General features: G+C 76.2%; 25 protein-coding genes and 1 pseudogene. 19 read left to right on the top strand and 7 right to left on the bottom strand.

The genetic code is table 11. The features are described from left to right. The first annotated feature begins 348 nt into the window (after nt 1–348). Nucleotides 349–1,143 carry a hypothetical protein gene (locus OO57_RS39150; protein WP_051776676.1) on the top strand — a complete coding sequence of 265 codons (795 nt, stop codon included), beginning with the start codon at nt 349–351 and terminating at the stop codon, nt 1,141–1,143. Between the two features lie 314 nt (nt 1,144–1,457). Beyond that, nucleotides 1,458–1,649 (top strand): DUF5999 family protein, encoded by a 192-nt coding sequence (locus tag OO57_RS05995; RefSeq protein WP_033251206.1) that lies wholly within the window; start codon nt 1,458–1,460, stop codon nt 1,647–1,649. 156 nt (nt 1,650–1,805) lie between these two features. Here OO57_RS05995 and OO57_RS05990 read toward each other — a convergent pair whose 3' ends face one another. Beyond that, nucleotides 1,806–2,519, bottom strand: a complete 714-nt coding sequence (locus OO57_RS05990; protein WP_033251205.1) for a GNAT family N-acetyltransferase — start codon at nt 2,517–2,519, stop codon at nt 1,806–1,808. A 28-nt stretch (nt 2,520–2,547) separates the two neighbouring features. Then, a complete protein-coding gene (locus OO57_RS05985) occupies nt 2,548–3,195 on the bottom strand; it encodes an AAA family ATPase (protein ID WP_081973483.1) in 648 nt (215 codons plus the stop codon). A 72-nt stretch (nt 3,196–3,267) separates the two neighbouring features. Here OO57_RS05985 and OO57_RS05980 point away from each other — a divergent pair, with 72 nt between their 5' ends. The 4 genes and pseudogenes from OO57_RS05980 to OO57_RS44570 all read left to right on the top strand — a co-directional run bounded on the left by OO57_RS05980 (nt 3,268) and on the right by OO57_RS44570 (nt 4,699). Beyond that, nucleotides 3,268–3,678 carry an alkaline phosphatase family protein gene (locus tag OO57_RS05980; RefSeq protein WP_033251204.1) on the top strand — a complete coding sequence of 137 codons (411 nt, stop codon included), beginning with the start codon at nt 3,268–3,270 and terminating at the stop codon, nt 3,676–3,678. An 87-nt stretch (nt 3,679–3,765) separates the two neighbouring features. Continuing rightward, nucleotides 3,766–3,915, top strand: a pseudogene (locus OO57_RS42245) (AMP-binding protein); the annotation flags it as partial. 13 nt (nt 3,916–3,928) lie between these two features. Continuing rightward, nucleotides 3,929–4,138 (top strand): hypothetical protein, encoded by a 210-nt coding sequence (locus OO57_RS44575; RefSeq protein WP_199811208.1) that lies wholly within the window; start codon nt 3,929–3,931, stop codon nt 4,136–4,138. Between the two features lie 6 nt (nt 4,139–4,144). Next, nucleotides 4,145–4,699 carry a hypothetical protein gene (locus OO57_RS44570; RefSeq protein ID WP_051776674.1) on the top strand — a complete coding sequence of 185 codons (555 nt, stop codon included), beginning with the start codon at nt 4,145–4,147 and terminating at the stop codon, nt 4,697–4,699. Here OO57_RS44570 and OO57_RS05970 read toward each other — a convergent pair. Beyond that, nucleotides 4,684–5,427 (bottom strand): SseB family protein, encoded by a 744-nt coding sequence (locus OO57_RS05970; RefSeq protein ID WP_033251203.1) that lies wholly within the window; start codon nt 5,425–5,427, stop codon nt 4,684–4,686. The two genes, OO57_RS44570 and OO57_RS05970, sit on opposite strands and share 16 nt — an antisense overlap. Nucleotides 5,428–5,447: 20 nt before the next feature. After that, on the bottom strand, nt 5,448–6,419 hold the full coding sequence (locus tag OO57_RS05965) for a helix-turn-helix transcriptional regulator (RefSeq protein WP_033251202.1): 972 nt from the start codon (nt 6,417–6,419) through the stop codon (nt 5,448–5,450). Between the two features lie 247 nt (nt 6,420–6,666). Here OO57_RS05965 and OO57_RS05960 point away from each other — a divergent pair, with 247 nt between their 5' ends. From OO57_RS05960 to OO57_RS05935, 6 genes are all read left to right on the top strand, one after another. Then, nucleotides 6,667–7,362, top strand: a complete 696-nt coding sequence (locus tag OO57_RS05960) for an SDR family oxidoreductase (protein WP_033251201.1) — start codon at nt 6,667–6,669, stop codon at nt 7,360–7,362. Nucleotides 7,363–7,500: 138 nt separating this feature from the next. Beyond that, a complete protein-coding gene (locus tag OO57_RS05955; protein WP_063737502.1) occupies nt 7,501–8,292 on the top strand; it encodes a serine hydrolase in 792 nt (263 codons plus the stop codon). 4 nt (nt 8,293–8,296) lie between these two features. Next, the gene (locus OO57_RS05950) at nt 8,297–9,376 is read left to right on the top strand and encodes an ABC transporter substrate-binding protein (protein WP_051776672.1); all 1,080 of its coding nucleotides are present in this window, start codon (nt 8,297–8,299) and stop codon (nt 9,374–9,376) included. 81 nt (nt 9,377–9,457) lie between these two features. After that, on the top strand, nt 9,458–10,678 hold the full coding sequence (locus tag OO57_RS05945; RefSeq protein WP_051776670.1) for an alanine racemase: 1,221 nt from the start codon (nt 9,458–9,460) through the stop codon (nt 10,676–10,678). A 642-nt stretch (nt 10,679–11,320) separates the two neighbouring features. Beyond that, entirely contained in the window at nt 11,321–11,728 is a 408-nt protein-coding gene (locus OO57_RS05940; RefSeq protein ID WP_033251199.1) for a YciI family protein, read from the top strand. Nucleotides 11,729–11,793: 65 nt separating this feature from the next. Then, the gene (locus tag OO57_RS05935; RefSeq protein WP_033251198.1) at nt 11,794–12,945 is read left to right on the top strand and encodes an RNA polymerase sigma factor; all 1,152 of its coding nucleotides are present in this window, start codon (nt 11,794–11,796) and stop codon (nt 12,943–12,945) included. A gap of 175 nt (nt 12,946–13,120) precedes the next feature. Here OO57_RS05935 and OO57_RS38340 read toward each other — a convergent pair whose 3' ends face one another. Further along, nucleotides 13,121–14,284 (bottom strand): DUF2510 domain-containing protein, encoded by a 1,164-nt coding sequence (locus OO57_RS38340; protein WP_035789635.1) that lies wholly within the window; start codon nt 14,282–14,284, stop codon nt 13,121–13,123. 228 nt (nt 14,285–14,512) lie between these two features. Here OO57_RS38340 and OO57_RS05925 point away from each other — a divergent pair, with 228 nt between their 5' ends. Beyond that, complete coding sequence (locus OO57_RS05925) at nt 14,513–15,274, top strand: gamma-glutamyl-gamma-aminobutyrate hydrolase family protein (RefSeq protein WP_033251237.1); 762 nt, start codon at nt 14,513–14,515, stop codon at nt 15,272–15,274. Nucleotides 15,275–15,294: 20 nt separating this feature from the next. Here OO57_RS05925 and chrA read toward each other — a convergent pair whose 3' ends face one another. Further along, on the bottom strand, nt 15,295–16,533 hold the full coding sequence (gene chrA, locus OO57_RS05920) for a chromate efflux transporter (RefSeq protein ID WP_033251197.1): 1,239 nt from the start codon (nt 16,531–16,533) through the stop codon (nt 15,295–15,297). Between the two features lie 171 nt (nt 16,534–16,704). Between chrA and OO57_RS05915 the strand changes: the two genes are divergently transcribed. The 5 genes from OO57_RS05915 (at nt 16,705) to OO57_RS05895 (ending at nt 22,198) form a co-directional block, all read left to right on the top strand. Continuing rightward, a complete protein-coding gene (locus tag OO57_RS05915) occupies nt 16,705–17,769 on the top strand; it encodes a cation diffusion facilitator family transporter (RefSeq protein WP_033251196.1) in 1,065 nt (354 codons plus the stop codon). Between the two features lie 83 nt (nt 17,770–17,852). Next, entirely contained in the window at nt 17,853–18,755 is a 903-nt protein-coding gene (locus tag OO57_RS05910; protein WP_033251236.1) for a 5'-3' exonuclease, read from the top strand. A gap of 246 nt (nt 18,756–19,001) precedes the next feature. Then, entirely contained in the window at nt 19,002–20,585 is a 1,584-nt protein-coding gene (locus tag OO57_RS46680; protein ID WP_158715028.1) for a hypothetical protein, read from the top strand. Between the two features lie 232 nt (nt 20,586–20,817). Next, the gene (locus tag OO57_RS39145; RefSeq protein WP_051776667.1) at nt 20,818–21,522 is read left to right on the top strand and encodes a hypothetical protein; all 705 of its coding nucleotides are present in this window, start codon (nt 20,818–20,820) and stop codon (nt 21,520–21,522) included. 106 nt (nt 21,523–21,628) lie between these two features. Next, a complete protein-coding gene (locus OO57_RS05895; protein ID WP_033251194.1) occupies nt 21,629–22,198 on the top strand; it encodes a hypothetical protein in 570 nt (189 codons plus the stop codon). Between the two features lie 52 nt (nt 22,199–22,250). Here the strand turns inward: OO57_RS05895 and OO57_RS05890 are convergent, their stop codons facing one another. Beyond that, nucleotides 22,251–22,937 (bottom strand): helix-turn-helix transcriptional regulator, encoded by a 687-nt coding sequence (locus tag OO57_RS05890; RefSeq protein WP_033251193.1) that lies wholly within the window; start codon nt 22,935–22,937, stop codon nt 22,251–22,253. A 403-nt stretch (nt 22,938–23,340) separates the two neighbouring features. Between OO57_RS05890 and OO57_RS46675 the strand changes: the two genes are divergently transcribed. After that, nucleotides 23,341–26,400 carry an AfsR/SARP family transcriptional regulator gene (locus OO57_RS46675; RefSeq protein ID WP_158715027.1) on the top strand — a complete coding sequence of 1,020 codons (3,060 nt, stop codon included), beginning with the start codon at nt 23,341–23,343 and terminating at the stop codon, nt 26,398–26,400. The last annotated feature ends 70 nt before the right edge of the window (nt 26,401–26,470 follow it).

The raw sequence follows: 26,470 nt of genomic DNA, 5'->3' as shown, positions 1-26,470 counted from the left end.
GTCGACAGTGCCCCAGCATCATGCCCCGCTCGAAGATCGATAGCCCGGGATCAGAACAGCCGTGCGGGGCACGGTTCCTGACGGATGATCAGCTACTCCTCAACTTGTGTCGCACAACGGAACGTGATATGAAGGTCACCCTGCGCACCTGTTCGAATGGAATTCGCACGCCGCTCAGGCCCGGTCAGGGCCGTCCGAGAGACCCACGATGCCGAGGGCTCTCGTCGACGACCCGCCCACCACACTCGGCGCCATGCACAACCGGACACGGCCAGACCTCACCTCATGTCGGCGCCATGCCGGTATGCCGCCTGGCACGCCGATCTCGCACGGAGAGGCGACCCAGCCATGACCCTGCACCTGACCCGCCCCCCGGCCGGCGCACTGCGCGCCGTGCTCCGCGCACTCGCCCCCGAGACGGAGCTCTCGCCGCCCTCGGCCACCGTCCTGCGCCATAGCGCCGACCGCCCCCGGCCGCTGCTCGCCCTGCCCGTCCACGCCCTGCACGGCCCCGCACCCCGGCTGACCGGGGCCGACTGCACGGGCTGGCGCTTCCTGCTGAGCGAGACCGCCCCCGGGGACGCGGCTTCCGCCACCCCCGCCGCCCCCTGTGGGCACGGCGACTGCACGGCCGGAGCGGGCCGGGCGGGCGGGCGGGCACCGGGCGCACAGGCACCGGGCGCGCCGGGCGCGGCCGAACCGCGCGGGGAGCAGGGGCGGGAGGACGCGCCGCTGACCGTCGGCGAGTTCAGCGAGGACGGGCTGGACGGAGTGGTGGCCGCCGCCGAGGTGGTCGACGGACCGGCCGGGCCGGTCTTCTCCCACCTGACCGCGGGCCCGTTCCTGGACTCCACCGTCCGCGCGCTGCGCCAGGCCTGGCAGCTCACCCACGGCACGCCCGGGCGGTACGAGCCCCGGCTGCTGTCGCTGCCCGAGCACTACGCCTCGGCGCTGTGGCTGCACGGCGCCCAGCCCGGAGAGGACCTGCTCGTCCCGCTGGCCCCCGCCCCGCTCGGCGTGGCGGCCCACCAGGTGCTGCCCGCCGCCGAGTTGCTGGCCCGGCTGGAGCGCTCCCCCGCGGCGGCGGTCCGGACCGCCGCCGCAGCCGCCGTCACCGCACAGCCGACCGCGCTGATCGGCTGACGCCCGGCCCCGGCACCGGCACCGATCCCGGCCACCCTGTCGGAGCGGAACCGCACCGCACCACCTGAACGGGCCATGTCGCCCTGATCCGATCGGATCGGTTCGACATGGCCCGTTCATGCGCGGATCGGGCCGTTTCCCGCCCGGTCGGGTGATCTCGCTCGCTCTTCTGTGGCGCATGTCACCAAATGGCTGCGCGAGCGCCCGTGGAGTCGGACACTGGTGACGGTCGGGTGGAGGACCTATCGTCCTACCCGGCTGACGCCGGTTCACACCTGATCCGGTGCAAAGTTTCAGCGAAGCGAGGTACAAGGATGTGCCAGCACCGAACCGAGTGTCCGTCCGCCGAATCGGCTGACCGCGAAGCGGCCGTGCCGGTCGCGCGCCACCCCGAACAGGGCTGGAGCCTGCTGTGCAACGGCGTGCTGCTGTTCGACGACACCGGTGAGCTGCTGCCGGACGGCCGGGTGATCGCCCCGCGCCGGAGCCTGCTGATCGCTGCCTGACCACGTCCCGCGGCCCCGCCCGCTCGACGTCCGGACGTACCGACGCCCGCCCGGAGTGCGCCCGCCTGGAGTGCGCCCTCCCGGCGGGCGTCGGCGCGTACGGGGGCGGTCGGGCGGCGGTCGGCGGTCGGCAGGCGGCGGGCGGGCGCCCGGGCGTCAGGAGCCGCCGTGCGGGCGGCCGGTGGGCGTGGACGGGTCGTACCAGAAGCTGGCCATCGGGGAGCGCAGAGTCCAGCCGAGGCCGGTGTAGAGGGCGCGGCCCTCGGTGGTGCCGACCAGCAGGGCGGTGCGCGCACCGGCCTCGTGCGCCTCGTGCTGCAGGGTGCGCATCACGGCGGAGCCGAGGCCGCGGCGGCGGTGCTCGGGGGCGGTCTCGATCTGGTCGGCGACGGCGAGCAGCGGGGCGTCGGTGCGGCCGCCGAGCGGGGTGGCGGGGGCCAGGCCGACCTGGCCGCGGGCGGCGAACTCGCCGCCGGTGGTGCGGACCAGGACCCGGACGGTGCCGCCGCGGCTCCAGGTGGTGATCCGGTAGCCGGCCGGGGCGGCGGGGCGGCCGGGGCCGGGGCGGAGCGGGAGGGTCATCAGGTAGCCGGGGCCGTCCTGGTGCCAGCCCGGGCCGATCCAGGGCAGGACGCGCTCCTCCTCGGCGAACAGCTTGAGCCACGTCCAGGGAACGGTGGTGCCCTCGGTGAGCTTGCGAACCTCCGCCTCGGCGGGCTCGGGCAGCACGTGGCGCCACACGTGGCGCTGCTGGCCGACGTCGATGCTCCAGCCCCAGGGCTCGGGGGCGGGGTCGGCGGCGCCGCGGGAGACCGCCCAGCCGCTGGTCCAGGCCCGGACGAGTTCGGGGAGGGTGGCGTCGTCGGACACGGGTGCGCTCCAGAATCGGTAAGGGTTGCTACTGGCTAGTGAAGCTTACCCCGCGGGGTGCGGCCGCGTCACGAGGGTTCGTGGCGGGCCCGGCAGCCGTGAGCGCGTCGGCGGCGATCGCGGCAGCGGTGAGCGCGTCGGCGGCGATCGCGGCGGCCAGCGCCGGGACGTCGACCGGTCGGGTGGTGTCGACCCGGTGGACGGGGCCCAGGGCGAGCGGCGCGGCCGTGCGGGCCCAGGCCGCCCAGCGGTCGTCCGGCTCGCCGGGGCGCTCGGGGTGGACGGGGTGGCGGCGGGCGATCCGCTCCTCGAAGCGGCGGCGGGCGAGCGCGAGCGGGACGTCGCACCAGACCTCCTGCGCCCGGCCGACCCCGGCGGCGTCCAGCCCGGCCCGGACGATCGCCCGCGCCGGGTCGCCGAGCCAGGGCGCCTCCAGCACGGCCGCGCCGCGGGCGTCGCGCAGCAACGTCCACAGCGTCTCGCCCGCGGCGGCGCCGAGCACCCGGCTCCACTCCCAGCGGTCCCGCTCGGGGGTGCGCAGGGCGGCGAGGCGGTCGGCCAGGGTCTCCTTGACCGCGTCCTTGCTGAACAGGGGGAGGCCCAACTCGGCGGCCAGCGCCCGTCCGAGGGTGCTCTTGCCCGATCCGGGCAGGCCGTTCACCAGTACGGTCGTCATCCGGCCCACGGTAACGGGGGTGACGCCCCGTCGGGGGCGGGAGCCGGGTCGCGGGGTCGCTCCCCCGCCGAGATGTCTGTACAGGTTGCCCCGGACGTCATCCGCTCGCCACCCGCCGCATCCGAGCCCGCCGCGGGCTTCGAGTGGAGCACCTACGCGGAGCGGCTGGAGCGGGCCGGGGTCAGCTGGCGCACCTACCAGGCGCTGGACGACTTCGACGACAACGCGCTCGCCTGGTTCACCAGTTTCATCCGGGCGAAGCCCGGCTCGGCGCTGTACGAGCGCGGGCTGCGGGCGGTCGGCGACCCGGCGGAGCAGGGCGCCCCGTTCGCGATGGGCGACGCGCTGGTGGAGGCGTTCGCCGCCGACGTGCGCGACGACAGGCTCCCGCAGGTGTCCTGGCTGATCGCGCCCGCCGCGCTGTCCGAGCACGCCAACTACGCGCCGCCGAGCGAGTGCACAGACTATGACCTCGCCCCTTAGCTGCGGGGATGCATGTCCCTCACCAACCACGTACTTCAACCACCTGCCGATCACACACGGTCCACTTCATCGCACTGACGTATGCATGACGGGCCGACCCGGCCCGAGGACCCGCTGCTGCCCTACTTCACCTCCGGCACCACCAGCCGCCCCAAACCGGTGCAGCACACCCACCGCTCGCACCCGGTCGGCCACCTGTCGACGATGCGCTGGATCGGGCTGCGGCCGGACGACATCCGCCCGGGCGGGGATGGCCCCATCGCCGACGGCTCCTACAACGTCTGCCGGTGGCGACGGACCGGGCACCGCCGAACCCGAGGCCGCCGCCGTCGAGGAGGAGACGGAAGCCGGGCTGACGGTGGGCGACCTCCCCTCCGCCCTCTCCGAGGTCGTCAGCATCCGGCCGGACGCGACGTACGAGGACGCCATCACCCTGATGCCCATCCACGACTTCTCGTAGCTCCCGGTGATCAGCGGCCGGAGCCTGCGGGGCGCGGTGCCGTGGAAGTCGATCGCCCGGACCCGGCACGCCGATCCCGACGCACCGTTCTCCGGAGCGATCGCCCCCGCGTACGACGTCGCGTACGACCGCTCCCTCGTCGACATCCTGCGCGCGCTCGCCGAACACGACTTCGTGGTGGTCAGGGACCAGACGCGGCGGATCGCGGGAATCGTGACCGCCAGTGACGTCGCGGCGGAGTACGGCGCCGTGGCGGGCCCGTTCTTCCTGATCGGCGAGCTGGACCAGCGCCTGCGCTCGGTCATCACGCGGAACTTCGACCTCGCCGACATCCGCCACCACTGCGATCCGGACGGTCGGCGCGGCATCCGGTCGTTCGACGACCTGTCGATCGGCGACCACCAACGGCTGCTGCAGAGCAACGAGTTGTGGGACAGGCTCGGTCGGCCGCTGAACCGCAAGACGTGTGGCGTGAGCCCGGAAGTCGGCGCGGTGGCGGTGAGCGGTCGGGCGGTCGGACAGACGGACGGTCGGACGGCGAGCGGTCAGGCGCGGGTGTAGAAGGGCTGCTGTTCGGGGTGGCGGGGCAGGAAGGCGAGTTGGAGGCCGCGGTCGAGGCGGAGGCGGAGGGTCTGGTCGGTGGCGAGGGCCTGGCCCAGGCGGGTGGCGAGGGGTTGGAGGGTGGCGGGGTCGGCGGTGGGGTCGGTGAGGACGAGGGCCAGGGTGGCGTCGGCGTCCGGGGCCGGGACGAGGTGGGCGGCGGTGACGGCGGGTTCGGCGGCGAGCAGGGTGCGCAGGGCCTGTTGCACCTCCGGGTCGCGGTGCGGGGGGAGGTAGCGGCGGTTCTCCGCGACGGCGCGCAGGCGGGCGCCGGACAGCTGGTAGGTGACCGGGCCGGCCGGGTCGATCAGCAGGGTGTCGGCGCGCTCGGAGAAGGCGACCATCGCGGCCTGCGGGGCGACCGTCGGGGCCGGGCGGGCGTCCGGGCGCCAGGCGGCCATGCTGGCCAGGGAGGTGAAGGCGGGCAGGGCGCGGCGCCCGTCCGGGGCCTCCACCACGGGCACGGCCATGTCGCTGGTCTTCTCGTGCTTGTGCCCGTTGGCGTCCACCTCGACCTCGCCGAGCAGCGCCACGATCGGCACCATCAGCCGGCTGGGCGTGAGGGCGGCGAGCAGGTCGGGCTCGGTGGCCGGGTCCTGCTGCCAGGCGGTGAGGGCCGCGGCGAGGGCGGGGTCGGCGGTGCCGTCGTCCTCGGCGAAACCGGGGTTGGGGATGTTCTTGCGCTCCACCCCGTGAGCGTATGCCACGTTTACCCCGGGGACGGCCGACGGTGGGTGGGTGGGCCCTGCGGTGCCGTCCGACCGGCGAGGAGCCCGAGGCGGTCTTCCGAGGGGGACCCCGGCTCGGCCGCGTAGACGATCAGGTCGTGGGCGGCCCGTGGGGGTGAGGACGGGGATGGTGGAAGGGGCAGGGGGAGGTTGAGTTGGCGGAAGGTCAGCTCGACCCGGCCGACCCCGGGGTGGTTCAGCCGCTTGGTGCCCTCGTGCCGGATCAGGACGTCGTGGCTGGCCCACATGGTGCGGAAGTCGCTGCTGAGCGTGGACAGTTCGCCGACGAGTTCGCGCAGCGCCAGGTCGTGGGGTTCGCGTCCGGCTTCGGCGCGGAGCACGGCGACCGTGGCCCGCGCGCCCTCCTCCCAGTCGACGAAGAAGTCGCGGGAGCCCGGGTCGAGGAAGAAGTAGCGGGGGAGGTTGGCGCACCCCCGGTCACGGGTGGTGCCGCTGTCGAACATCGGTGCGTACAGGGCCCGGCACAGCGCGTTGTCGGCGACGACGTCCAGGCGGCCGGTGCGGACGAAGGCGGGGGCCATGGTCATGGCGTCCACCATCCACTGGACGGAGGGCGGGAGCGCGGCGTCCTCGCGGGGGCGCTGCGGGTGCGGCCTGCGGCGGGCGGGGCGGGCCACCCTGGCCAGGTCGAGCAGGTAGGTGCGCTCGTCCTCGTCGAGGAGGAGCGCCCGCGAGACCGCCTCCAGCACGTCCGCGGAGACGCCGCCGATGTGGCCCTTCTCCAGCCGGGTGTACCACTCGGTGCTCACGCCGGCCAGCACCGCGACCTCCTCGCGCCGCAGCCCCGGGACCCGGCGCCGTCGACCGGCGGGCAGGCCGACCCGCTCGGGGGCGAGCTTGGCGCGTCGGCTGACGAGGAAGTCGCGGATGTCCGAGCGATTGGCGGCGGCGACGTCCGGACGGCCGGTGCGGTCTCCGGGCGGGGGTTCCATCCGTCCACGGTACCCACGGCCCGGGGGCGGAGAGGGTGCGAAGGGGGTGTGGGAGGTGTGCGGAGGGGGGTTGCGTCCGTCCCCCCGATGAGGGCGACCTTGTCCGGCTCCGACGGCGACGGTTTCGTGGGATCGGCGGGCTCGAACGGCGCCCCGTTCGTTGCGGGTCGCCTGCCGTCCGCCGTCTGCCGTTTCGCGCTTCCGCGCTTTTGCGTTTCCGCGCTCACACGTTTCAGGAGTTTCGACCATGACCGGCAGCAAGACCGTACTGATCACCGGCGCGACCAGCGGCATCGGTGCCCACACCGCGCGGTTGCTCCTCGACCGCGGCCACCGGGTGGCCGTCACCGGCCGCGACGAGGGCAGGCTGAAGGCCTTCCTCGACGGGACCGGCCACCCCGACCGGCTGCTGGGCCTGGTCGCGGACGCGGCGGACTGGTCGGCCACCGAGGCGGCCGTGGCCCGCACCGTGGCGCGCTTCGGTGCCCTGGACGCGGCGGTGGCCAACGCCGGGTTCATGACCGGTGACTCCATCGGGGCCGGTGATCCGACGGGGTGGGCGGCGATGGTGCTCACCAACGTCCTCGGCCCCGCCCTGCTGGCCCACGCCGCCCTGCCCCACCTGGAGGCCGCGGGCGGACGGCTGGTGCTGATCGGCAGCGTCGCCGGGCTGAAGAACTCCCCCGCCAACCTCTACTCGGCCACCAAGTGGGCCATCACCGGACTCGCCGAGAACCTGCGCCTGCACGCCACGAGCCGCGGCATCGGCGTCACCCTCGTCAACCCCGGCATGACCGACACCCCCTTCTGGCAGGGCGCCGACTTACCGCCCTTCGCCCTGCCGCCCCGCCCCGTCGCCGAGGCCGTCTGCTTCGCCCTCGACCAGCCCGCGGGCGTCGACCTCAACACCCTGACCGTCCGGCCGGTGGGCCAGCCCGTCTGACGCCGCCGTCCGCGCTGGAACGGGATGGGGAATCGGGCGGGGAATGGGGTGGGGGGTGTTGTCGCCCGCCACCCCGTCGCCGTGTGCCAGGTTGGCCCGGAGGACGGTCGGCGGTCGGCGGTCAGCGGAGGAGGTTCGGTGGTGGAACGGGGTGGGCGCCTGGCGGTGGCGGCCGTGCGGCCCGGGACGGGTGCGGCGGCGGTGCGCGGCGGCGGGTCGTTCGTGACCGCCAGCGTGGTGAAGGTCGACCTGGTGGCTGCGCTGCTGCTGCAGCGTGGCGGCGCTGGTGGTGGTGGCGCTGGTGGTGGTGGGGGCGGGTTGACGGCTGGGGAGCGGGAGTTGGCGGAGCTGGCGGTCGTCCGCAGCGACAATTCGGCGGCAAGCGAACTGTACCGGTTGGTCGGCGGCGCCCCCGGGCTGGACGCGGCGTACCGGGCGCTCGGCCTGGTGGAGACCACCGCCGGGCGGGACGGCTACTGGGGGCTGACCACGACCGGCGTCGGCGACCGGGTCCGGCTGCTGCGGCAGGTCTTCGCGGCGGACGGAGCGCTGGACGGGACCGGGACCACGGCCGGGGCCAGGGCCGGGACCGGGGCGTTGCCCGGGCGGCGGTGGTTGGCCGGGCTGATGGGGCGGGTGGTGCCGGAGCAGGCCTGGGGGGTGTCGGCGGCGGGGGCGACCCGGTTGAAGAACGGGTGGCTGCCGCGCAGCGCGACCGGGCTGTGGGTGGTCGGCAGCTTCGGCGCGCTGGCGGACGGGACGCTGGTGGCGGTGCTCTCCGACGGCTGGCGGGAGATGGCGCAGGGCGTGGCGGCGGTGGAATCGGCGGCGCGCTGGGCGGTCGGAGCGGTGGGTGGCGAGGGGGTGACGGGAAGGACGGGAAGGACGGGTACGGTGGGGCGTGACGGCCGTGCGGGCGGGGGGAGTTGACGGGATGTCGGTGGCGGGTGTGCGGGTCGGGGCGCTGGTGCCGTTGGGCCGGCCCGGGTGGGCGGCGGCGGGGCGGCAGTTGCTGGCCGGGCTGGAGCTCGGTGTCGCGGACGTCAACGCGGCGGGCGGGATCGGCGGGCGTCCGGTCGAGCTGCTGGTGCGGGACACCGCGGCGGACCCGGCGCGGGCGGTGGCGGCGGTCGAGGAGCTCGCCGGGCTGGGGGTGTCCGCGCTGGTGGGCGAGTACCACAGCGTGGTGGCCCGGGCGGTGGCGACGCGGGCCGAGGCGCTCGCCCTCCCGTACGTCTGTGCGTCGGCGGTGCTGGACGGCCTGGTCGACGCGCCCGCCCGGTGGGTGGCGCGGATCGCCCCGGCGCAGTCGTACTGCTGGCGGGTCTACGCCGACTTCCTGCTCGGCGCGGGCCACCGCCGGGTCGCGGTCGCCGCCGACCAGGGCGCGTACTGGGCGGCCGGGACGGAGATCCTGCGCGGGCACCTCGCGGCGCGCGGCGGGGAGGTGGTCGGCTTCGACGTGCGCGACCACTCCCCCGCGGCGCTGTGCGACGCGCTGGCGGCGAGCGGGGCCGGTGCGCTGCTGCTGCTGGTCGGCCACCCGGAGCCCGCGGTGCCGCTCGTCCGGGCGGTCCGGCGCGACCCGCGGCTCGGCGGCGTCCTGCTCGGAGCCCCGGCCGGGCAGCCCGAACTCCCGGACTGGCTGGAGCAGTTGGGGCCGGACGGCGCCGGGGTGCCGTTCCTGCGGTACCTGCCCGCCGAGTTCACCCCGCACGGCGCCCGGGTGGGCGCGGCGCTGCGCGAACTGCTGGGCGCGGAGCCGTCGTTCGTGGCCTTCGAGGGCTGGGACGCGGTCGCCGCCCTGGCCGCGGCCCTGCGGACGGACGGGAGCGGGGACGCCCCGGACTGGTCGGGCGTCGAGGTGGCGGGGACGCGCGGAACGGTGCGGTTCGCCCGGGTGCCGGGCAGCGGGGTGTGGCAGTGGGCCTGGCCGCCGGTACAGGTCGCCGACCGGAATCCGGCGGAGCCGGAGCACTTCCGCGTCCTGCACGCGGCGGGTCGATCCGGCTAGCGGGCCGGAGGAGGAGCGGGGGGGCGGATTGGGGGTCCGATGGATCTACCGCCCGGTAGGGGGATGTGGCAGTCTGCGCCCATGGCACTCGTTGAAACCACTGCGACCAGCGGAAGCGTCTCCGACCGGGCCCGGTACGACCGGGCGACGGCGCACCTGGATGCACCGTTGGCCGTCGTGGACCTGGCGGCGTTCGACGCGAACGCGGCGGATCTGGTGCGGCGGGCGGGCGGGAAGCCGATCCGGGTGGCGTCGAAGTCGGTGCGCTCCCGGGCCCTGCTGGAGCGGGTGCTGAAGGTGGACGGGTTCGCCGGGGTGATGAGCTTCACGCTGGCGGAGTCGCTGTGGCTGGTGGAGTCCGGTTTCACGGACGTGCTGCTGGCGTACCCGTCGGCGGACCGGGCCTCGTTCGGGCGGCTGACCGCGGACCCGGAGCTGGCGCGGCAGGTCAGCGTGGTCGTGGACGACGTAGCGCAGTTGGACCTGATCGACGCGGCCCGGGAGGGTTCGGCGACGGTGCGGGTCTGCCTGGAGCTGGACACCTCGCTGCAACTGCTGGGCGGCCGGGTGCGGGTGGGCGCGCGGCGCTCGCCGTTGCGGACGCCCGAACAGCTGGGCCGGTTCGCGGAACTGGTGAACGGCCGCCGGGGGTTCGAGGTGGTCGGGCTGATGGCGTACGAGGGCCACGTGGCGGGTGTCGGGGACGCGGTGCGGGGGCGTCCGCTGCGGTCGGCGGCGGTGCGGCTGATGCAGGCGAAGGCGCGGGCGGAGCTGGCGGTGCGGCGGGCCGAGGTGGTGCGGCGGGTGCGCGAGGTCGCCGAGTTGGAGTTCGTGAACGGCGGCGGCACGGGCAGCGTGGAGTCGACGGTCGCGGAGCGGGCGGTGACGGAGGTGGCGGCCGGTTCGGGGCTGTTCGTGCCGCGGCTGTTCGACAACTACCGGGCGTTCCGGGGCCGTCCGGCGGCGCTGTTCGCGCAGCCGGTGGTGCGGCGCCCGGGGGTGGGCGTGGTGACGGTGCTGGGCGGCGGCTACGCCGCGTCCGGCCCGGCGGGGGCGGACCGCTCGCCCGTCCCGTACCTGCCGGCCGGGCTGCGGTACGACCCGCAGGAGGGTGCGGGCGAGGTGCAGACGCCGCTGCTCGGCTCGGCCGCGGACGACCTGCTGATCGGCGACCGGGTGTGGTTCCGGCACGCGAAGGCGGGTGAACTGTGCGAGCGCTTCGAGCAGTTGCACCTGGTCGAGGGCGACCGGGTCACCGCGACGGTCCCGACCTACCGGGGCGAGGGCCACACCTTCCTGTGACCCCGGACGCCCGGGCCGCCCGGCCGCCCGGCCGCGGCGCGGCGTCCCGGGCGTGAACGCGAGGGCACCGAGTTGGACGTCCGGGTGGCGGGCGCGGGGCTGTCGCGGGAGGTCAAGGACAGCTTCCGGAAGGACGGCTTCCGGCTGGACGAAGTGCCCTGGGAGCCCCTCCGGCTCGGCGGAAGGTGTCGGCCGGGCAGTACCCGGCGCAGGCGCGTTCGACGGACCCGGAGGTGGTCCGCTCGGCGCCGAGCCACCTGGCGGGTCTGCTCGCACCCCGACCCGCAGGCCGTCGCCGCCCGGTGCGACGCCCTGCGGGTCGGCCCGGGCCGACCGGCGGACGTCCGGGTGCCCACCCCGGGCTCGCCCGGCTCTGCCGCGACGGCGCCCGCGTCCCGGACGGCCTGCCGCGGTTCCGGCACGTGAACGACGAGCACGGCCTGGCCGACACCCTCCGCCAGGTGCTGGACGGCGCCGCGCCCGCCACGAACCTCGACCCGCCGTTCCAGCGGGGCCGCCCCGTCCGGAAAACTGCCGGAGGATTTTCTCCGCGGTCGTGTCGAGAACCCGTGAGCGGCTCCGTCCCAGGGGTGGAGGCGGCCACAATGGGCCGCACCGCACCAGTACCGAGGAGCGAGAACGATGGCCAAGTACCTGATGCTCAAGCACTACCGCGGCGCGCCCGTCCCGGAGGGCTTCGTCCCGATGGACCGGTGGACGCCCGAGGAGGTCGGCGCGCACATCCAGTACATGCGCGACTTCGCGGCCAAGCTGGAGCAGACCGGCGAGTTCGTGGACGCCCAGGGGCTCGCGCCCGAGGGGACGTGGGTGCAGTACGGCGGGGAGGGGAAGCCGCCGGTGACCGACGGGCCGTTCGCCGAGACCAAGGACCTGATCGCCGGGTGGATGATCGTGGACGTGGACAGCCACCAGCGGGCGCTGGAACTGGCCGCGGAGCTGTCGGCGGCGCCGGGCGCGGGCGGGGTGCCGATCCGGGAGTGGCTGGAGCTGCGCCCGATCATGTCCGAGCCGCCGACCGTCACGGAGTGACCGGGATGTCCTCCGCACCGCTCCCGCCGGTTCCGCCGCTCCCGTCGGTTCGGCCGGTTCCGCCGGTGGACGAGGCGCTGCTGCGCGCCCTCACACCCGAGGTGCTGGCGGTCCTGGTCCGTCGCGGGGCCGACTTCGCGGCGGCCGAGGACGCGGTGCAGGAGGCCCTGCTGGAGGCCGTCCGGCGCTGGCCGGACGAGCCCCCGCGGGACCCGAAGGGCTGGCTGGTGACCGTCGCGTGGCGGCGCTTCCTGGACGCGGCCCGGGCCGACACCGCGCGCCGCCGCCGCGAGGACGCGGTGGAGGAGGAGCCCGGGCCCGGCCCGGTGCCGGACCGCGACGACTCGTTGCGGCTGTACTTCCTGTGCGCGCACCCGTCGCTGACGCCGTCCTCGGCGGTGGCGCTGACGCTGCGCGCGGTCGGCGGGCTCACCACCCGGCAGATCGCCGCGGCGTACCTGGTGCCGGAGGCGACGATGGCGCAGCGGATCAGCCGGGCCAAGCGGACCGTCTCGGGCGTGCGCCTGGACCGGCCCGGGGACGTGGCGACGGTGCTGCGGGTGCTCTACCTGGTCTTCAACGAGGGCTACTCGGGGGACGTCGACCTGGCGGCCGAGGCGATCCGGCTGACCCGGCAGCTCGCGGCCCGGACCGACCACCCGGAGGTGTCCGGCCTGCTGGCGCTGATGCTGCTGCACCACGCCCGCCGGGCCGGACGGACCGCGCCGGACGGCAGCCTGGTACCGCTCGCCGAGCAGGACCGCACCCGCTGGGACACCGCCGCCATCGCGGAGGGCGTCGCCGTCCTGCAGGCGGCGCTGGCCCGCGACCGGCTCGGCGAGTTCCAGGCCCAGGCCGCGATCGCCGCGCTGCACGCGGACGCACCGACCGCCGCCGAGACCGACTGGGTGCAGATCGTCGAGTGGTACGACGAACTGGCCGCGCTGACGGACAACCCGGTGGTCCGCCTCAACCGGGCCGTCGCCGTCGGCGAGGCGGACGGCCCCCGCGCGGGCCTGGCCGCCCTCGCCGCACTCGACGAATCGCTCCCCCGCCGCACCGCCGCCCGCGCGTACCTGCACGAACGGGCCGACGACCTGCCGACCGCCGCCGCCCTGTACGCCCGGGCCGCCCACGAGGCCGGAACGGCCGCCGAGCGGGATCACCTGATCCGGCAGGCGGCACGACTCAACACGCTGCTGCGCGAAGGAAGTTGAGGAGGGGAGGGACCGCCGGAACGGCGATGCGCCGGGCCGCCGGAGAACGGCGCCGTACGGGTCAACGCGTCGGCGAACGAGGGAAGTTCAACGGGAACGACCCCGGCCCGGGGCGTCGTTCCCTCCCATCCCAGGGGGGTGGCGTGCCGGGCCGGGGGTCGTCGGGGCGGGCGGGTCAGGTGGTGGTGCCGTGGCCGCCGCCGGTGGAGCTGGCGTCGGCCTTGGCGATGCCCTTCAGGATGGTGTCCATCTGGTTCAGGCCGGGTGCCTTGTCGGCGATGTCGAAGCCGAAGTGGACGGCGGTCAGCGCCTTGCCGTCGGCGGTCGGGAAGACCACCGTCTGGACGTAGCCCGGGTTGCCCTGCTCGGCGTCGACCTGCCAGCGGACCAGGTAGCCGGAGCGGCCGGCCACCGTGACGGCCTCGTTCTTCAGTTCCTTGTGGCTGTTGAGCTTGCCGTAGGCGGCCTTGGCGGCGTCGGCGATGTCGTTCTGCGCGGCCTGCTTGGCGTCGGTGCCCGCGATCTGGGTGGTGAACACGCCGCCGAGCGAGCAGTTGTCCTTGCCGTCGGCGCAGGTGTAGTCGCCGACGGTGAGGCCGGCGTAGCCGTCGTTGGTGGTGCCGCCCTCCCAGCCGCTCGGGACGGGCAGCGAGATGCCGTTGACCGTGTCGACGGCGATGGCGCTGCTCTTCCCGCTGCCGCCGCCGGTGCCCCCGCTGCCGTTACCGTTGCCGCCGCCGATGCCGCCGTTGCCGAAGCCGAACGGGTCGCCGGGGTTGGTGTTGCCCCCGCTGCCCCCGCTGCCGCCTTCGCCGAGGCCGCCGCTGCCGAAGCCGCCGCCGGAGCGGCGACCGTCGTTGCTGGGGCCGGCGGCAGACTTGGTCTCGCTGCGGTTGCCGTCCATCACCAGGTAGGTGATGCCGGAGCCGGCCAGGAGGCCGAGCAGGGCGGCGACCGACGCGGCGACCAGCACCGGCTTCGACGGCTTGCTGCGGGTCGGCTTCGCCCCGTAGTGCCCGGCGTACGGGGGCAGCGGCGGGTAGTGGACGGTCTGCCCGGAGGCGTCCAGCACGGTGCCCTCGAGGACGGCCGTGTCCTCGGCACCGGGCGCGGCGGGGCCGGGCGCGGCGGCACCGGCGGCGGGCGGCGCGTCCGCAGGGGCCGTGCCGGTCGGGATCGTGCCGGTCGGGGCCGTGTCGGTGGGGGCCGTCGGCGCCGTGGGGGCCGGGCGGGTTTCGGCGGTCCAGCCCTTGCCGTCCCACCAGCGCTGGGGGCGGGGGTCGCTGTCGGTGTCGACGGGGTCCGGGTACCACCCGGCCGGAATCTGCTGCTCGCTCACGGTAGAGACCCTAGGGGGCGGCGGATAAGCGGGAAATCAGCGCGGGGGCACATTCCGGGGTCGGGCGATGAGATTCCGGTGAGAATCACACGATTGCCCCTCTTGCGCGCCCCCTGGAGCGGTCCCGAGCGCCCCGGGGGCGCGCGCTGTGCTCCACGCGCCTGAAGGGGCGCTCGAGGGAGGTGGGTCGCGCGGCGCGCCGAGTGGCCGTGCGACAGAATGCGCGCCATGACCTCTCGCCCCGTGATCGGCATCAGCACCTACCTCAACGACGCGGCCTGGGGCCGGTGGGACCGGATGCGCTCCGTACTGCTCCCCGTGCGCTACCCGGAGCTGGTGCGCGAGGCCGGCGGGATCGCCCTGATGCTGCCGCCGGACGCGCCGGAGCACGCGGCGGCCGTGGTGGCCCGGCTGGACGGCCTGGTGGTCGCGGGCGGCGAGGACGTCGACCCGGCCCTGTACGGCGAGCTGCCGCACCCGCTGACGGTGGCCACCGCGGCCGCGCGCGACCTGTGGGAGGCCGCGCTGATCCGTGCCGCGCTCGCCGCCGGGACGCCGCTGCTGGGCATCTGCCGCGGCATGCAGCTGCTGAACGTGGTGTGCGGCGGCTCGCTGGTCCAGCACCTGCCGGACGCGGTCGGCGAGGAGGCGGGGCTGCGCCACGTCGGCGCGCCCGGCGAGTACGGGCGGCACCCGGTCCGCCCGGTGCCCGGCACGCTGCTGGCGGACCTGCTGCCGGAGGCGTCGGTGGTCGTCCCGACCTTCCACCACCAGGCGGTCGCCCGCCTCGGCGAGGGCCTGGTCGCCTGCGCGTACGCCGAGGACGGCACGGTCGAGGCGATCGAGGGCGCGGGCTTCACCGTCGGCGTCCAGTGGCACCCCGAGCAGGGCGAGGACCTGCGGGTCGCCCGCGCCCTGGTCAACGCGGCCCGGCTGGCGCCGCTCACCGCCCCGAACACCCCGGAGGACGCCGTCCTGCCGAGCTTCTGAACTCCCCGGGGAGAACGGGCTCAGGGCAGCGCGAGCCCGGCCGCAGCGGCGAGCACCCCGAGGCCGGCCGCGCCGAGCAGGCAGGGGACGACCCCGCGGCGCAGCACCAGCAGCCAGAGCGCGGCCAGGGCCAGCACGGCGTACTGCCAGGGCCGGCCGAGGGCGAGGGCCAGCGGGAGGGCGGACCCGGCGATGGCGCCGATGACGGCCGGTCCGGCGCCGGTGAGGAAGTCCTGCACGGAGGCGTTGGCGCGCAGCCGGTCGAAGTGCGCGGCGCCGAACAGCACGAACAGGAAGGACGGGGCGAAGGCCACGGCCGCGGCGAGCAGCCCGCCGAGGACGCCCGCGGCCGCGTAGCCGACCACCGAGACGGTCTGCACCACCGGGCCGGGGGTGATCTGGCCGAGCGCGACGGCGTTCAGGAACTGGCCGTCGGTCATCCAGTGGTAGCGCTCGACGGCGTCGTGCTGCATCAGCGGGATGATCACGAAGCCGCCGCCGTACGACAGCGCCCCGACCTTGAGGGCGACCCAGGCGAGCGCGCCGAGCCCGCCGGTCGCGGCGAGGCCGGGGGCCAGCAGCGGCAGCAGCGGGCGCTGGGCGGGCGGGGCGGGCGGGCCCTCGTCCGGTCGGCTGAGCGGGTCGTCCCCCGTACGGCTGGTTCGGCCGGTTCCCGCCGGGGCGGCGCGGCCGCGGCGGCGGAAGGCGATCTCGGCGGTGCCGGTGGCGAGCAGGACGAGGACCAGCCACGGGCCGGTGAGGACCGCGGCGGCCCCGCCCAGCAGCAGGTAGGCGGCCCAGCGGACCCGGGCCGGGCCGGGGCCGGAGCGGCGCAGGCTGGGCGGGACGAGGGTGGTGGCGGCCTGCACCGCGACGGCGGCGACCGCGGCGCCCGCGCCCGCGGCGGCGCCCAGCACCCAGCGCGGCGGGTGCCCGGCCAGGAACAGCGCGGCCAGCAGCAGGATCAGCACCAGCCCGGGCAGGATGAACGCCGCGCCGCCGACCAGCGCCCCGGCGGTGCCGCGGAGCCGCCAGGCGGTGAAGATCGCCAACTGGGTGGAGGCGGGTCCGGGCAGCAGGTTGGTGGCGGCGATGCCGTCCTCGAACTCGCTCGCGGCGATCCAGCCGCGCCGCTCCACGCAGAGCCTGCGCAGCAGCAGGATGTGCGCGGGCGGGCCGCCGAAGCCGAGTACGCCGATCCGGCCCCACTCCCGGGCGATCACCGTGAGCGGCACCCGCTCCCCCGCCTGCTCCGCCATTCCGGGTCCGCTCCCCTCCTGAACCGCCGCGCGAGCCGCGCGGATGCGGGGCGCACCCTACCCGACCCGGATGTCGCGACGGAGAACGACAACGGTCACCACTGCCGCCTTTGGATCTTCGTCCGTTCTGGGGTTCACTGCCGGTACGGGCAGCAGAGCGGAGGGACCCCGATGGCCGGGCACGACCACGAGCACGAGCACGACCACCGGCACGACCACCGGCACGAGCACAGCCGCGGCCACAGCCACAGCCACGCGGTGGCGGCGGACGCGGACCGCAAGTGGCTGTGGAGCGCGCTGCTCCTGCTGCTGGTGTTCATGGCGGGCGAGGTGGTGGTCGGCTTCGCCGCGCAGTCGCTGGCCCTGATCTCGGACGCGGCGCACATGCTGACCGACGCGGCGTCGATCGCGCTGGCCCTGGTGGCGATGCGGCTGGCGGCGCGTCCGGCCCGCGGCGGCTACACGTACGGGTTGAAGCGGGCCGAGATCCTCTCCGCGCAGGCGAACGGGGTGACGCTGCTGGTGCTGTCGGCGTGGCTGGGCTACGAGGCGGTGACCCGGCTGGTCTCGCCGCCGGAGGTGGAGGGGTCGCTGGTGCTGGTGACGGCGCTGGTGGGCGTGGTGGTGAACGTCGCGGCGACCTGGTGCCTGTCGAGGGCGAACCGGTCCTCGCTGAACGTGGAGGGCGCGTTCCAGCACGTGCTGACCGACCTGTACGCGTTCGTCGCGACGGCGGTGGCGGGCGCGGTGGTGCTGTTCACCGGGTTCGTCCGGGCGGACGCGATCGCCTCGCTGGTGGTGGTCGCGCTGATGCTGCGGGCCGGGACGGGGCTGGTGCGGGACTCCGCGCGGATCTTCCTGGAGGCCGCGCCCGCCGGGGTCGACCCGGACGCGGTCGCGGACCGGCTGGTGTCGGCGCCGCAGGTGGAGGAGGTCCACGACCTGCACATCTGGGAGATCACCTCGAACGAGCCCGCCCTGTCGGCGCACGTCCTGGTCACCCCGGGCGGCGACTGCCACGCGGTGCAGCGCGAGCTCCAGCGCCGCCTGCGCGAGGAGTACCGGATCACCCACACCACCCTGCAGGTCGACCACGTCGGCGGGGACGGCCCGGACGGGCTGCTGCAGATCGCGCCCGACAGCGCCGCCGCGGCGGCGGCGGACGCGGACGCGGCCCGCGGGCACTGCGACGACACCCACGGCCCGGTGCACCGCGCGGGCCCTCACCCGCACTGACGGTGCGACACCCGGGAGCTGTCGGCGGGATGCGGCATGATCGGGGGGTGACCGCACCGAGCGCCTCGACCGCACCCCGCCTGATGCTGCTGGACACCGCCAGCCTCTACTTCCGCGCCTACTTCGGCGTCCCGGACTCGCTGCGTTCCCCGCAGGGCGAGCCGGTGAACGCGGTGCGCGGCCTGCTCGACTTCGTCTCCCGCCTGGTCCAGGACCACGGCCCGGACCAACTGGTCGCCTGCATGGACGCCGACTGGCGCCCGCAGTGGCGGGTCGACCTGATCCCGACGTACAAGACGCACCGGGTCGCCGAGGCCGCGCAGGACGGCGAGGAGGAGGTCCCGGACACGCTGGCCCCGCAGGTCCCGGTGATCGAGCAGGTGCTGGACGCCCTGGGCATCGCCCGGGTCGGCGTCCCCGACTACGAGGCCGACGACGTGATCGGCACGCTGGCCACCCGCGCCACCGGCCCGGTCCAGATCGTCACCGGCGACCGGGACCTCTTCCAACTCGTCGACGATGCCCGGGCGGTGACGGTGCTGTACCCGGCGAAGGGCGTCGGGTCGGCACTGGTGATGGACGACGCGGCGCTGCGCGAGAAGTACGGCGTGCCGGGCTCCTCGTACGCCGACCTGGCCGCCCTGCGCGGGGACGCCAGCGACGGGCTGCCGGGGGTCAAGGGCATCGGGGAGAAGACCGCGACCCAACTGGTCCAGGAGTACGGCGACTTGGCGGGTGTCCGGGCCGCGGCGGCCGACCCGGCGTCGAAGCTGACCCCGGCCCGGCGCCGCAACCTGCTGGAGGCGGCCCCGTACCTGGACGTGGCGCCGACGGTGGTCCGGGTCGCCCGGGACGTGCCGCTGCCCGCGTTCGAGCCGGAGCTGCCGCGCGGGCCGCGCGACCCGGAGGCGCTGGAGTGGCTGGCCGGGCGCTGGGGGCTGGGGACGTCGCTGACCAGGCTGCTGGAGGTGCTGGCCGCGCGCTGAGGTCCGCGGCCCGGCGGGGGCCGGAGGTCGGCCGGGCGCGACGGAAGCCGTTCGATCACGACGAGTTGCGATTGGGTGACGGAGGGTCCTTGTGCCCCGTGCGGGGCGGCCGCGGGTGGGATGGTCGTCCGGAAGGGCTGCCGGTGTGGGGACGCCGGGGGGAGCGGCCCGTACGGCTGGGGGTGGGCGGTGGGGGCGCGCTGGAACCGGTTCGGCAGGTCCTTCGCGGGTCGCTGGTGGGGGGCGGTGCTGGCGGTCGTCCTGGTTCCGGCCTGTACGGGGTCGGGGGGCGGCGGGCCGGGGGGAACGGACGGCGGGCCGGACGCGAAGGCCGTCGGCCGGGTGGTGCTGGTGGTCACCGGGGCGGGTGCGGCCGACGGCTCGCCGGCCGAGCGTTCCGGCGGCGTCCGGGCCGGGGCCGACGGCCGGAACCTGGAGCAGGTGGCGTCCGGCGGTTCCGCCCTCTTCGGGGTGGCGGCCTCCGCCGGGCTCGCGGTGGCCGTGGGCGTCGACCCGAGCGGCCACGGCACCGTGCTCCGCAGCGCGGACGGGCGTCGGTGGCAGGAGCCCGTGACGGTCGCCGACCCGCTGGTGGACGTGGCCCACGGCCCGGACGGCACCTGGCTCGCCGTCGGCCGGGCCCGGGACGCGGAGGACTCCGCCGGCACGGTCGTCGTCTACCGGAGCACCGACGGCACGACCTGGGAGCCGGTGTCCCGGCACGGGGCGGACGGCGGCCGCTACGGCCACCGGCCGCTCGCGGTGGCGTACGGCGGCGGCCGGTGGCTGATGCTGGTGCACGACTGCGCGGGCGCGAGCCTGTGCGGGGTGCACCTGCTGAGCAGCATCGACCGGGGCGCGTCGTGGACCCGGATGCCGGACGAGGAGCAGCCGGAGGGCCGGGACGGCAGCGTGCCGAACGCCCTGCTCGGCCTCGGCCGGACGGCCGGACTCGCCCACGACGGGCACCGGTTCGCCGTGGTCGGCGGCCGCGACCCGCGCCCCGGGAGCACGGCCGCGCCGAGCGCCGTGGCTGCGACCAGTGCGGACGGGATCGTCTGGGAGCGGCCCGCGGCCCCGGTGCGGGACACCGTTCCGACCGGGCTCACCTGGGACGGCGTCGCCTGGCTCGCGGTCGACGGGCCGTCCTCCGGCCCGGCCGGTGCGGCGGAGGGCGCCCCGGCCCCGTCGGGCGGCGACGCCGGGCGGGGCGTCTGGACCAGCACCGACCTCCAGGGCTGGAGCAGGCTCGCGACCCTGGACGCGCCGGTGCGCGACATCGCCGTCCTCGACCCGGGCCGGACGGCCGCACCGGCCGCGCCCGCCCCCGCCGGATCGCTCCGGCTGCGGCCGCAGGCCCTGGAGGTGATGGCGGACGAGCGCACCGTCAAGGACGCCTTCCGGTACGACGCGAGCCCGACCGGGGCGATCGCCGCGCTGACCGCGCTGTACGGCGCCCCGGCCGCACCCGCGTTCCGGGCGGGCGACGGGATCTGCGTGCCGGACCGGACCGAGCTGCGCTGGGACGGGATCACCCTGACCGTACCGGGCCGGGACCCGGCGGCGGCGGGCTCCTTCGACGTCCGGCAGGAGACCGTCGGGGCGACCGAGCAGGACCCGGCCCGGCTGCGGACCGTCCAGGGCATCGCGCTGGGCAGCACCCGGGAGCAGGTCACGGCCCTGGCCCCCGGCAGCCCGGCCGTCGGGTCCGAGGACGGCGAACTGGTGCTGACGGAGTCCCCGGACGGCGAGGCGGGCGTCCTGGTGCACCTCGCCGGGCGGAGGGTGACCCTGATCTCCGCCCCCGGCCCGCTGGTCGACGTCTGCTGACGCGGCCGGACCGCACCGAAGCGCACGACCCGGCGAGGACGGAGGAGACATGAGTCAGCCACCGGGTGGTTCCGGACAGGGCGGTCCGCCGCCACCACCGGCAGCACCACCACCGGGAGGACCGCCGCCACCGGCAGCGCCCCCGCCGTCCGCCGCGCCGCCGCCGTCCGGGGGCGGCCGCCTGGCCCGGCGGCGCAGGCTGATCCGGCTGCGCCGCCGTACGGTCCGGCTGTTGGCGGGCGGGTTCGGGGCGGCGGTCATCGGCGCGACGGCGACGCTCCTCGCCACCCCGGTGGGCAACTGGCTCTCGAAGCCGGACACGGCGCCGAAGGCGGCCCTGTGGTCCGGCGGGTCGGACGAGTGCGCCATGAGCTGGATGGTGCCCGAATCCTCCGCCGGGCTGCGGGCCCCGGGGGAGGAACCGCTGGTCGCCTGGGCCGGGGCCCTGGGCGGCGTGCCCGCGGCCAGGGACGAGTTCGGCCTCCAGGTCCAGGGCACCTCGGACACGCAGGTGGTGCTGCGTCAGGTCCGGGTGGTGGTGGACAGCCGGGAGGCCCCGGTGGGCGGCACCTGGACCGGCGTCGGCTGCGGCGGTCCGAAGGAGGTCCGGGGCCTCGACATCGACCTCGACGAGCCGTCACCGAAGGCGAGGGCGGTGGGTGTCGACGAGGACGGCAAGGCGGTCGACTTCCCCTACGAGGTCTCGAAGGGGGAGTCCGAGGTGTTCTCGGTGGTGGCCCACGGCGAGCTCAACGACGTCCGGTGGCACCTGGAGATCGACTGGGCCTCGGACGGCAGGACCGGCACCCTGGTGGTCCAGCGCGACGGTCGGCCGTTCCGGCTCACCGGGACGTCCGCCCGGTCGGCGCGCTGCCTCTGGGGACCCGACCGGATCACCTTGCTCGGTGCGCTCTCGGTCGGCTGCGAGAGCCGGTGAACGGCCCCGCGCACCCGCACCCGCACCCGCACCCGCACGCACCACGAGAGCCCGCCCGTCCGGGAACCGCCGTTCCCGGACGGGCTCGGAGGAGGAGGGGGACGACATGACGACCACGCGCACCGCCCCGGTGCGGACGGCACTGCTCGCCGCGGCGCTGCTGGCGGCCGCCACCGGCTGCACCGGGAGCGGCGGGGCGCCGGAGCCGCCGCCCGCCTCGGCACCGCCCGCGTCGGTGCCTGACGGGGGCTCGGACGCGGGCGCGGACGGGAGGACGGACGGAGCGGAGGACGCCGACACGGGACGGGTCCGCTGGGAGGGCGGGGTCCGGCTGGACGTCGACACCTACCAGGACCTGGACGAGCAGCCGTCCGGCGGTCGCGGGTTCGCCTCGTCGAGCGACCCGGCGGCGGACCTGCGGGTGCGGCTCCGCCAACTCGACTTCGTCTCCGGTGCGGTGACGGCGAGTTGGTCGGGCCCGCCGGAGCTTCCCGGCCGGAGCGTCTGCTCGGCCCTGCTCCAGCCGCTGTCGGTCCAGCAGACCGTCCCGCTGCCGGACGGGGCGGTCTGGTGCTTCCGCACCGCCCAGGGCCGCTACGGCTTCCTGAAGGTGCAGCGGGTGGACCTGCACGCCGTCACCCTCGACGTGACGGTCTGGGAGGGAACCTCGGGCTGAGGCCCGGCCGTGGCCGCACCCGCCCCCGCCCGCCCGCCCGCCGTGGCAGCCCCTAGATGTAGCCCTCGCGCAGGGCGTAGGCCACGGCGTGGGCGCGGTTGCGGAGGTGGAAGCGGGTGGTGACGGTGTGGATGATGTTCTTGATCGTCCGTTCCGAGTAGAGGAGCTTGCCCGCGATCTCGCCGGTGTCCATGCCGTCGGCGACCAGGCGCAGGACGTCGACCTCGCGGGGGAGCATGCCGTGGTCGGCGGGGTGGTGGTCGGGGCCGTCGCCGGTGCGTTGGCGGCCCATGCAGCCGATCAGTTTGCCGAGCAGGTCGGGCGGGAGGTCGCCGTGGCCCCGGTCGGCGGTGCGGACGGCCTGGCGGAGGCGTTCGCCGGTGACCTCGCGGCGCCACAGGATGGTGGTGACGCCGAGGGAGACGACGTCGAGCAGGTCGGGCTCCTGGATCCGGTCCAGGACCAGCACCACGCGCGTCCGTTCGGTCCTGACCAGCCGGGAGAGGGTGGTCAGGGCGGCCTCGTCGAAGGTGTCGGCGACCAGCAGGGCCACGCCGGTGCCGGTCGGCTGCCGGTCGTCGACGAGCGAGATCTCCGGGCACTGCCGGAGGTAGCTCACCACTCCGGCCCGGGAGAGCGGGTCCGGGGCGTGGACGGCGACCGGGATCGGGACCGGCCGGGTGGTCTGCGTCGGGACCGATCGGGTCGTCGTACGGACGTCGTCGGCGTACTGGAGCACGGCGCTGGATTCCTTTCGTTGCGCTCGGCGGTGCGCCCACCGCCCCCCACAGGCGGCGGCGCACCGTCAGAACCGGTCGGCCGGCGTCGTCCGCACGCGACGCCGCCGCCCCTCCTCCGGCGGCCGGTCCGGCACCGCGGGAGGTCCCCACGTCCTGCCGGAGGTTCGGCGGACGGGGAACACGCTATCCGCCGCCGGTCAATAAAAGATTGACGGATGCGCATCTGCACCAACGGTTCCCGTTCCGCGGGAGTTTCTCCTTTCCGGCCCGCCGGGAGGACCGTCCGCGGCGCGGCGGAATCGAATGCGCGGGGCGGGCGGGCGGACAAGGGCGGCCCGCCGCGGCGGAATTGCACCCGCCCCGGCGCCGCGGTCCGCGAGACCGAACCGCTACCTTCTGACGGTGACGGAAATCGGAGAGCCCCGCGGTACGTCGGCCCCGGAACCGGACGGCGGGGGACCGCTCCGCCTGTGCCTGCTCGGGCCGGTGCAGGCCTGGTGCGGGGAGCGGGAACTGGAGCTCGGCCCGCCGCAGCAGCGGGCGCTGCTGACCGCGCTGGCGCTGCGGGCCCGCCGGATCGTGTCCGTCGACGAGCTGCTCGACGCGCTGTGGGAGGAGCCCCCGGCCCGGGCCGCCGCCATCGTGCGCACGTACGTGTCGCGGCTGCGGCGGGTGCTGGAGCCGGACCGGGCGCTGGAGCCGGACCGGGCGCACCCGAGGGTGCTGGTGTCCTCGGGCAGCGGGTACGTGCTGCGGCTCCCGGCGGACTGCGTGGACGCCGAGGTGTTCGAGGAGCGGGTCGCGGCGGCGGGCCGGGCCCGGGCGCTGGGCGACCCGGCCGGGGCGCTCGGGCTGCTGCGGGAGGCGTGCGGGCTGTGGCACGGCGAGCCGCTGGCCGGGCTGCCGGGGCCGCTCGCCCAGGCGCACCGGGCCCGGCTGGTCGAGCGCCGGCTGAACGCCGTCCAGGCCTGGCTGGAGGCCGAGTTGGAGACGGGACGGCACGCGGAGGTGATCGGCGAGCTGACCGTGTGGGTCAGCCAGTACCCGCTGCTGGAGCCGATGCGCGAGCTGCTGATGCTGGCGCTGTACCGCGGCGGGCGGCAGGCCGAGGCGCTGGGCGTGTACGCGGACGCCCGCCGCGCGCTGCTGGAGCAGCTGGGGGTCGACCCGGGGCCGCGGCTGCGCGAGCTGCACCTGGGCATCCTGTCGGGCGATCCGAAGCTGGCCGCGCCGCCGGTGCTGGTGGTGCCGACGGCGCCGGTGGCGGGGGCGGCGCCGGTGGTGGGGGCGGGCGGTGAACCGGTGGGCTCCGCGCCGCCCCCGCCCGCCCAACTGCCCGCCGACGTCTCCGACTACACCGGCCGGGACGAGCTGTCCGCGGCGCTCCGCGCGGACCTGGCGCCCGACGGCCCGGCCATGCCGGTGGTGGCGCTGTCGGGCCTGGGCGGGGTGGGCAAGTCGACGCTCGCGGTGCACGTCGCGCACGCGGTGGGCGGGCAGTACCCGGACGGGCAGCTGTACGTGAACCTGCGGGGGGCGGGGGCGCTGCCCGCCGACCCGGGCGAGGTGCTGGCCGGTTTCCTGGGCGCGCTGGGGGTGGCCGACGCGGCGCTCCCGCAGGGGACGGCGGAGCGGGCCGCGCTGTTCCGCTCCCGGGTGGCGGGCCTGCGGGTGCTGATCGTGCTGGACGACGCCCGCGACAGCCGACAGGTCGGGCCGCTGCTGCCGGGCAGCCGCTCGTGCGCGGTGCTGGTGACCAGCCGGGCCTGGCTGTCGGGGCTGCCGGTGACCCGGCAGGTCGGCCTGGAGCCGCTGACGCCGGAGGAGTCGGTGCGGCTGCTCGCGGCGATCGCCGGGCCGGGGCGGGTGGCGGCCGAGCCGGCGGCGGCCCGGCGGCTGGCGGCGGCCTGCGGGTTCCTGCCGCTGGCGGTGCGGACGGCGGCGTCCCGGCTGGCGGCCCGCCCCGCCTGGCAGCTGTCGCACCTGGTGGACCGGCTGGCCTCCGAGCGGCGGCGGCTGGCCGAGCTGGAGGCCGGGGAGCTGGCGGTCGCCGCGTCCTTCCGGCTCAGCTACGACCAGCTCGACCCGGAGACCGCCCGCGCGTTCCGGCTGCTGTCGCTGGCGGACGGCCCGGGGGTGTCCTCGGCGGCGGCCGCGGTGCTGCTGGGGCGGGCGGAGCCGGTGGCGGAGCGGCTGGCCGAGGCGCTGACCGACCTGGGGCTGCTGTCCTGCCCGTACCCGGGCCGCTACCAGTACCACGACCTGCTGCGGCTGTTCGCCCGCGAGCTGGTCCGGGAGGTGGACGGGGAGGCCGCCGGGCGGGCCGCCGTCGAGCGGCTGCTGCGGCACTACCTGGCGGCGGTGGCGGCCCTGTACCGGGTGGTCCGGCCGGGCTACCCCTTCCCGGACCTGGTGGCGGCGCCGTCCGGGCCCGGGGGCGCCGGGGCAGGGAACACCGGGGCAGGGGACGCCGGGGCAGGGAACGGCGAGGCGGGGAACGCCGGGCCCGGGGGCGCCGGGCCGGAGTTCGCCAGGGCGAAGTTCGCCGGGGTGGAGTTCGCCGGGGTGGCCGAGGGGCTGGCCTGGGCCCGGCGGGAGGTGCCCGCGGTGCTGGCGGTCGCCGGGCAGGCGGCCCTGGATCCGGGCGGCCCGCTGGCGGTGGTCGCGGACCTGACGCTGGTGCTGATCCAGCTGATCGACCTGGGCACGGCCGTGCCCGAGCTGTGCGACCTGGCCGGGCGGGTGGCGGAGGCCGCCGCCGCGGCGGGCCTGCCGGAGAGCGAGGCGCGGGCCCGGTACGCGCTGATGTGGGCGCAGCGGGAGTTCCAGCGCACCCGGCAGGCCCGGTCCGAGGCGGTCCGGGTGGTGGCGCTGGCCCGGCGGACGGGGCAGGCGGCGCTGCTGCCCGGCGCGCTGGTCGTGCTGGCGCTGACCGGCCTGCCGCACTGCAGTGACGAGGAGGTGGCGGCCTGGTGCGAGGAGGCCGTCGCGCTGAGCGCCGAGCTGGGCAACCGGTCCGCGCACGCCTTCGTCGAGGGGATGGCGGCGCTGGCCGACCTGGCCGTGGAGCGGCCGGAGTCGGCGCTGCGCCGGGCCGAGCGCAGCCTGGCGGCCTTCCAGGGCCTCGGTGACTTCGTCGGGCAGGTCCACATGCGGTACGCCCGGGCGACGGCGCTGCACGGGCTGGGCCGGTTCGAGGAGGCGTGCCGGGACTACGAGGAGTGCGTGGGGGCGCTGCGGGTGCTCGGTTCCTGGGACCGGATGCCGGGCGTGCTGGTGGCGCTGGCCGGGTCCTGCCGGGCGGCCGGGCGGCCGGCCCGGGCGTTGGAGGCGGCCGAGCAGGCGCTGGCGATCGCCGAGCGGGTCGGTCTGGAGCACCGGCGGGCGAACGCGCTGAGCGCCGTCGAGGAGGCGCGGGCCGACCTCGGGGAGCGCGGCCGGGGCCGGGGCTGCCTGGCGTAGGCAATGGCGGGCGCCGACTTGCGGGACGTTTCCCCCGCAATTGCGTGATCTCGCCGAGATATTCGGCGCA

The sequence above is a fragment of the Kitasatospora phosalacinea genome, from assembly GCF_000717185.1.
Taxonomy (GTDB): Bacteria; Actinomycetota; Actinomycetes; order Streptomycetales; family Streptomycetaceae; genus Kitasatospora; species Kitasatospora phosalacinea_A.
The sequence above is the reverse complement of the archived record's forward strand: the minus strand, read 5'-3'. Positions and strand labels throughout refer to the sequence as shown.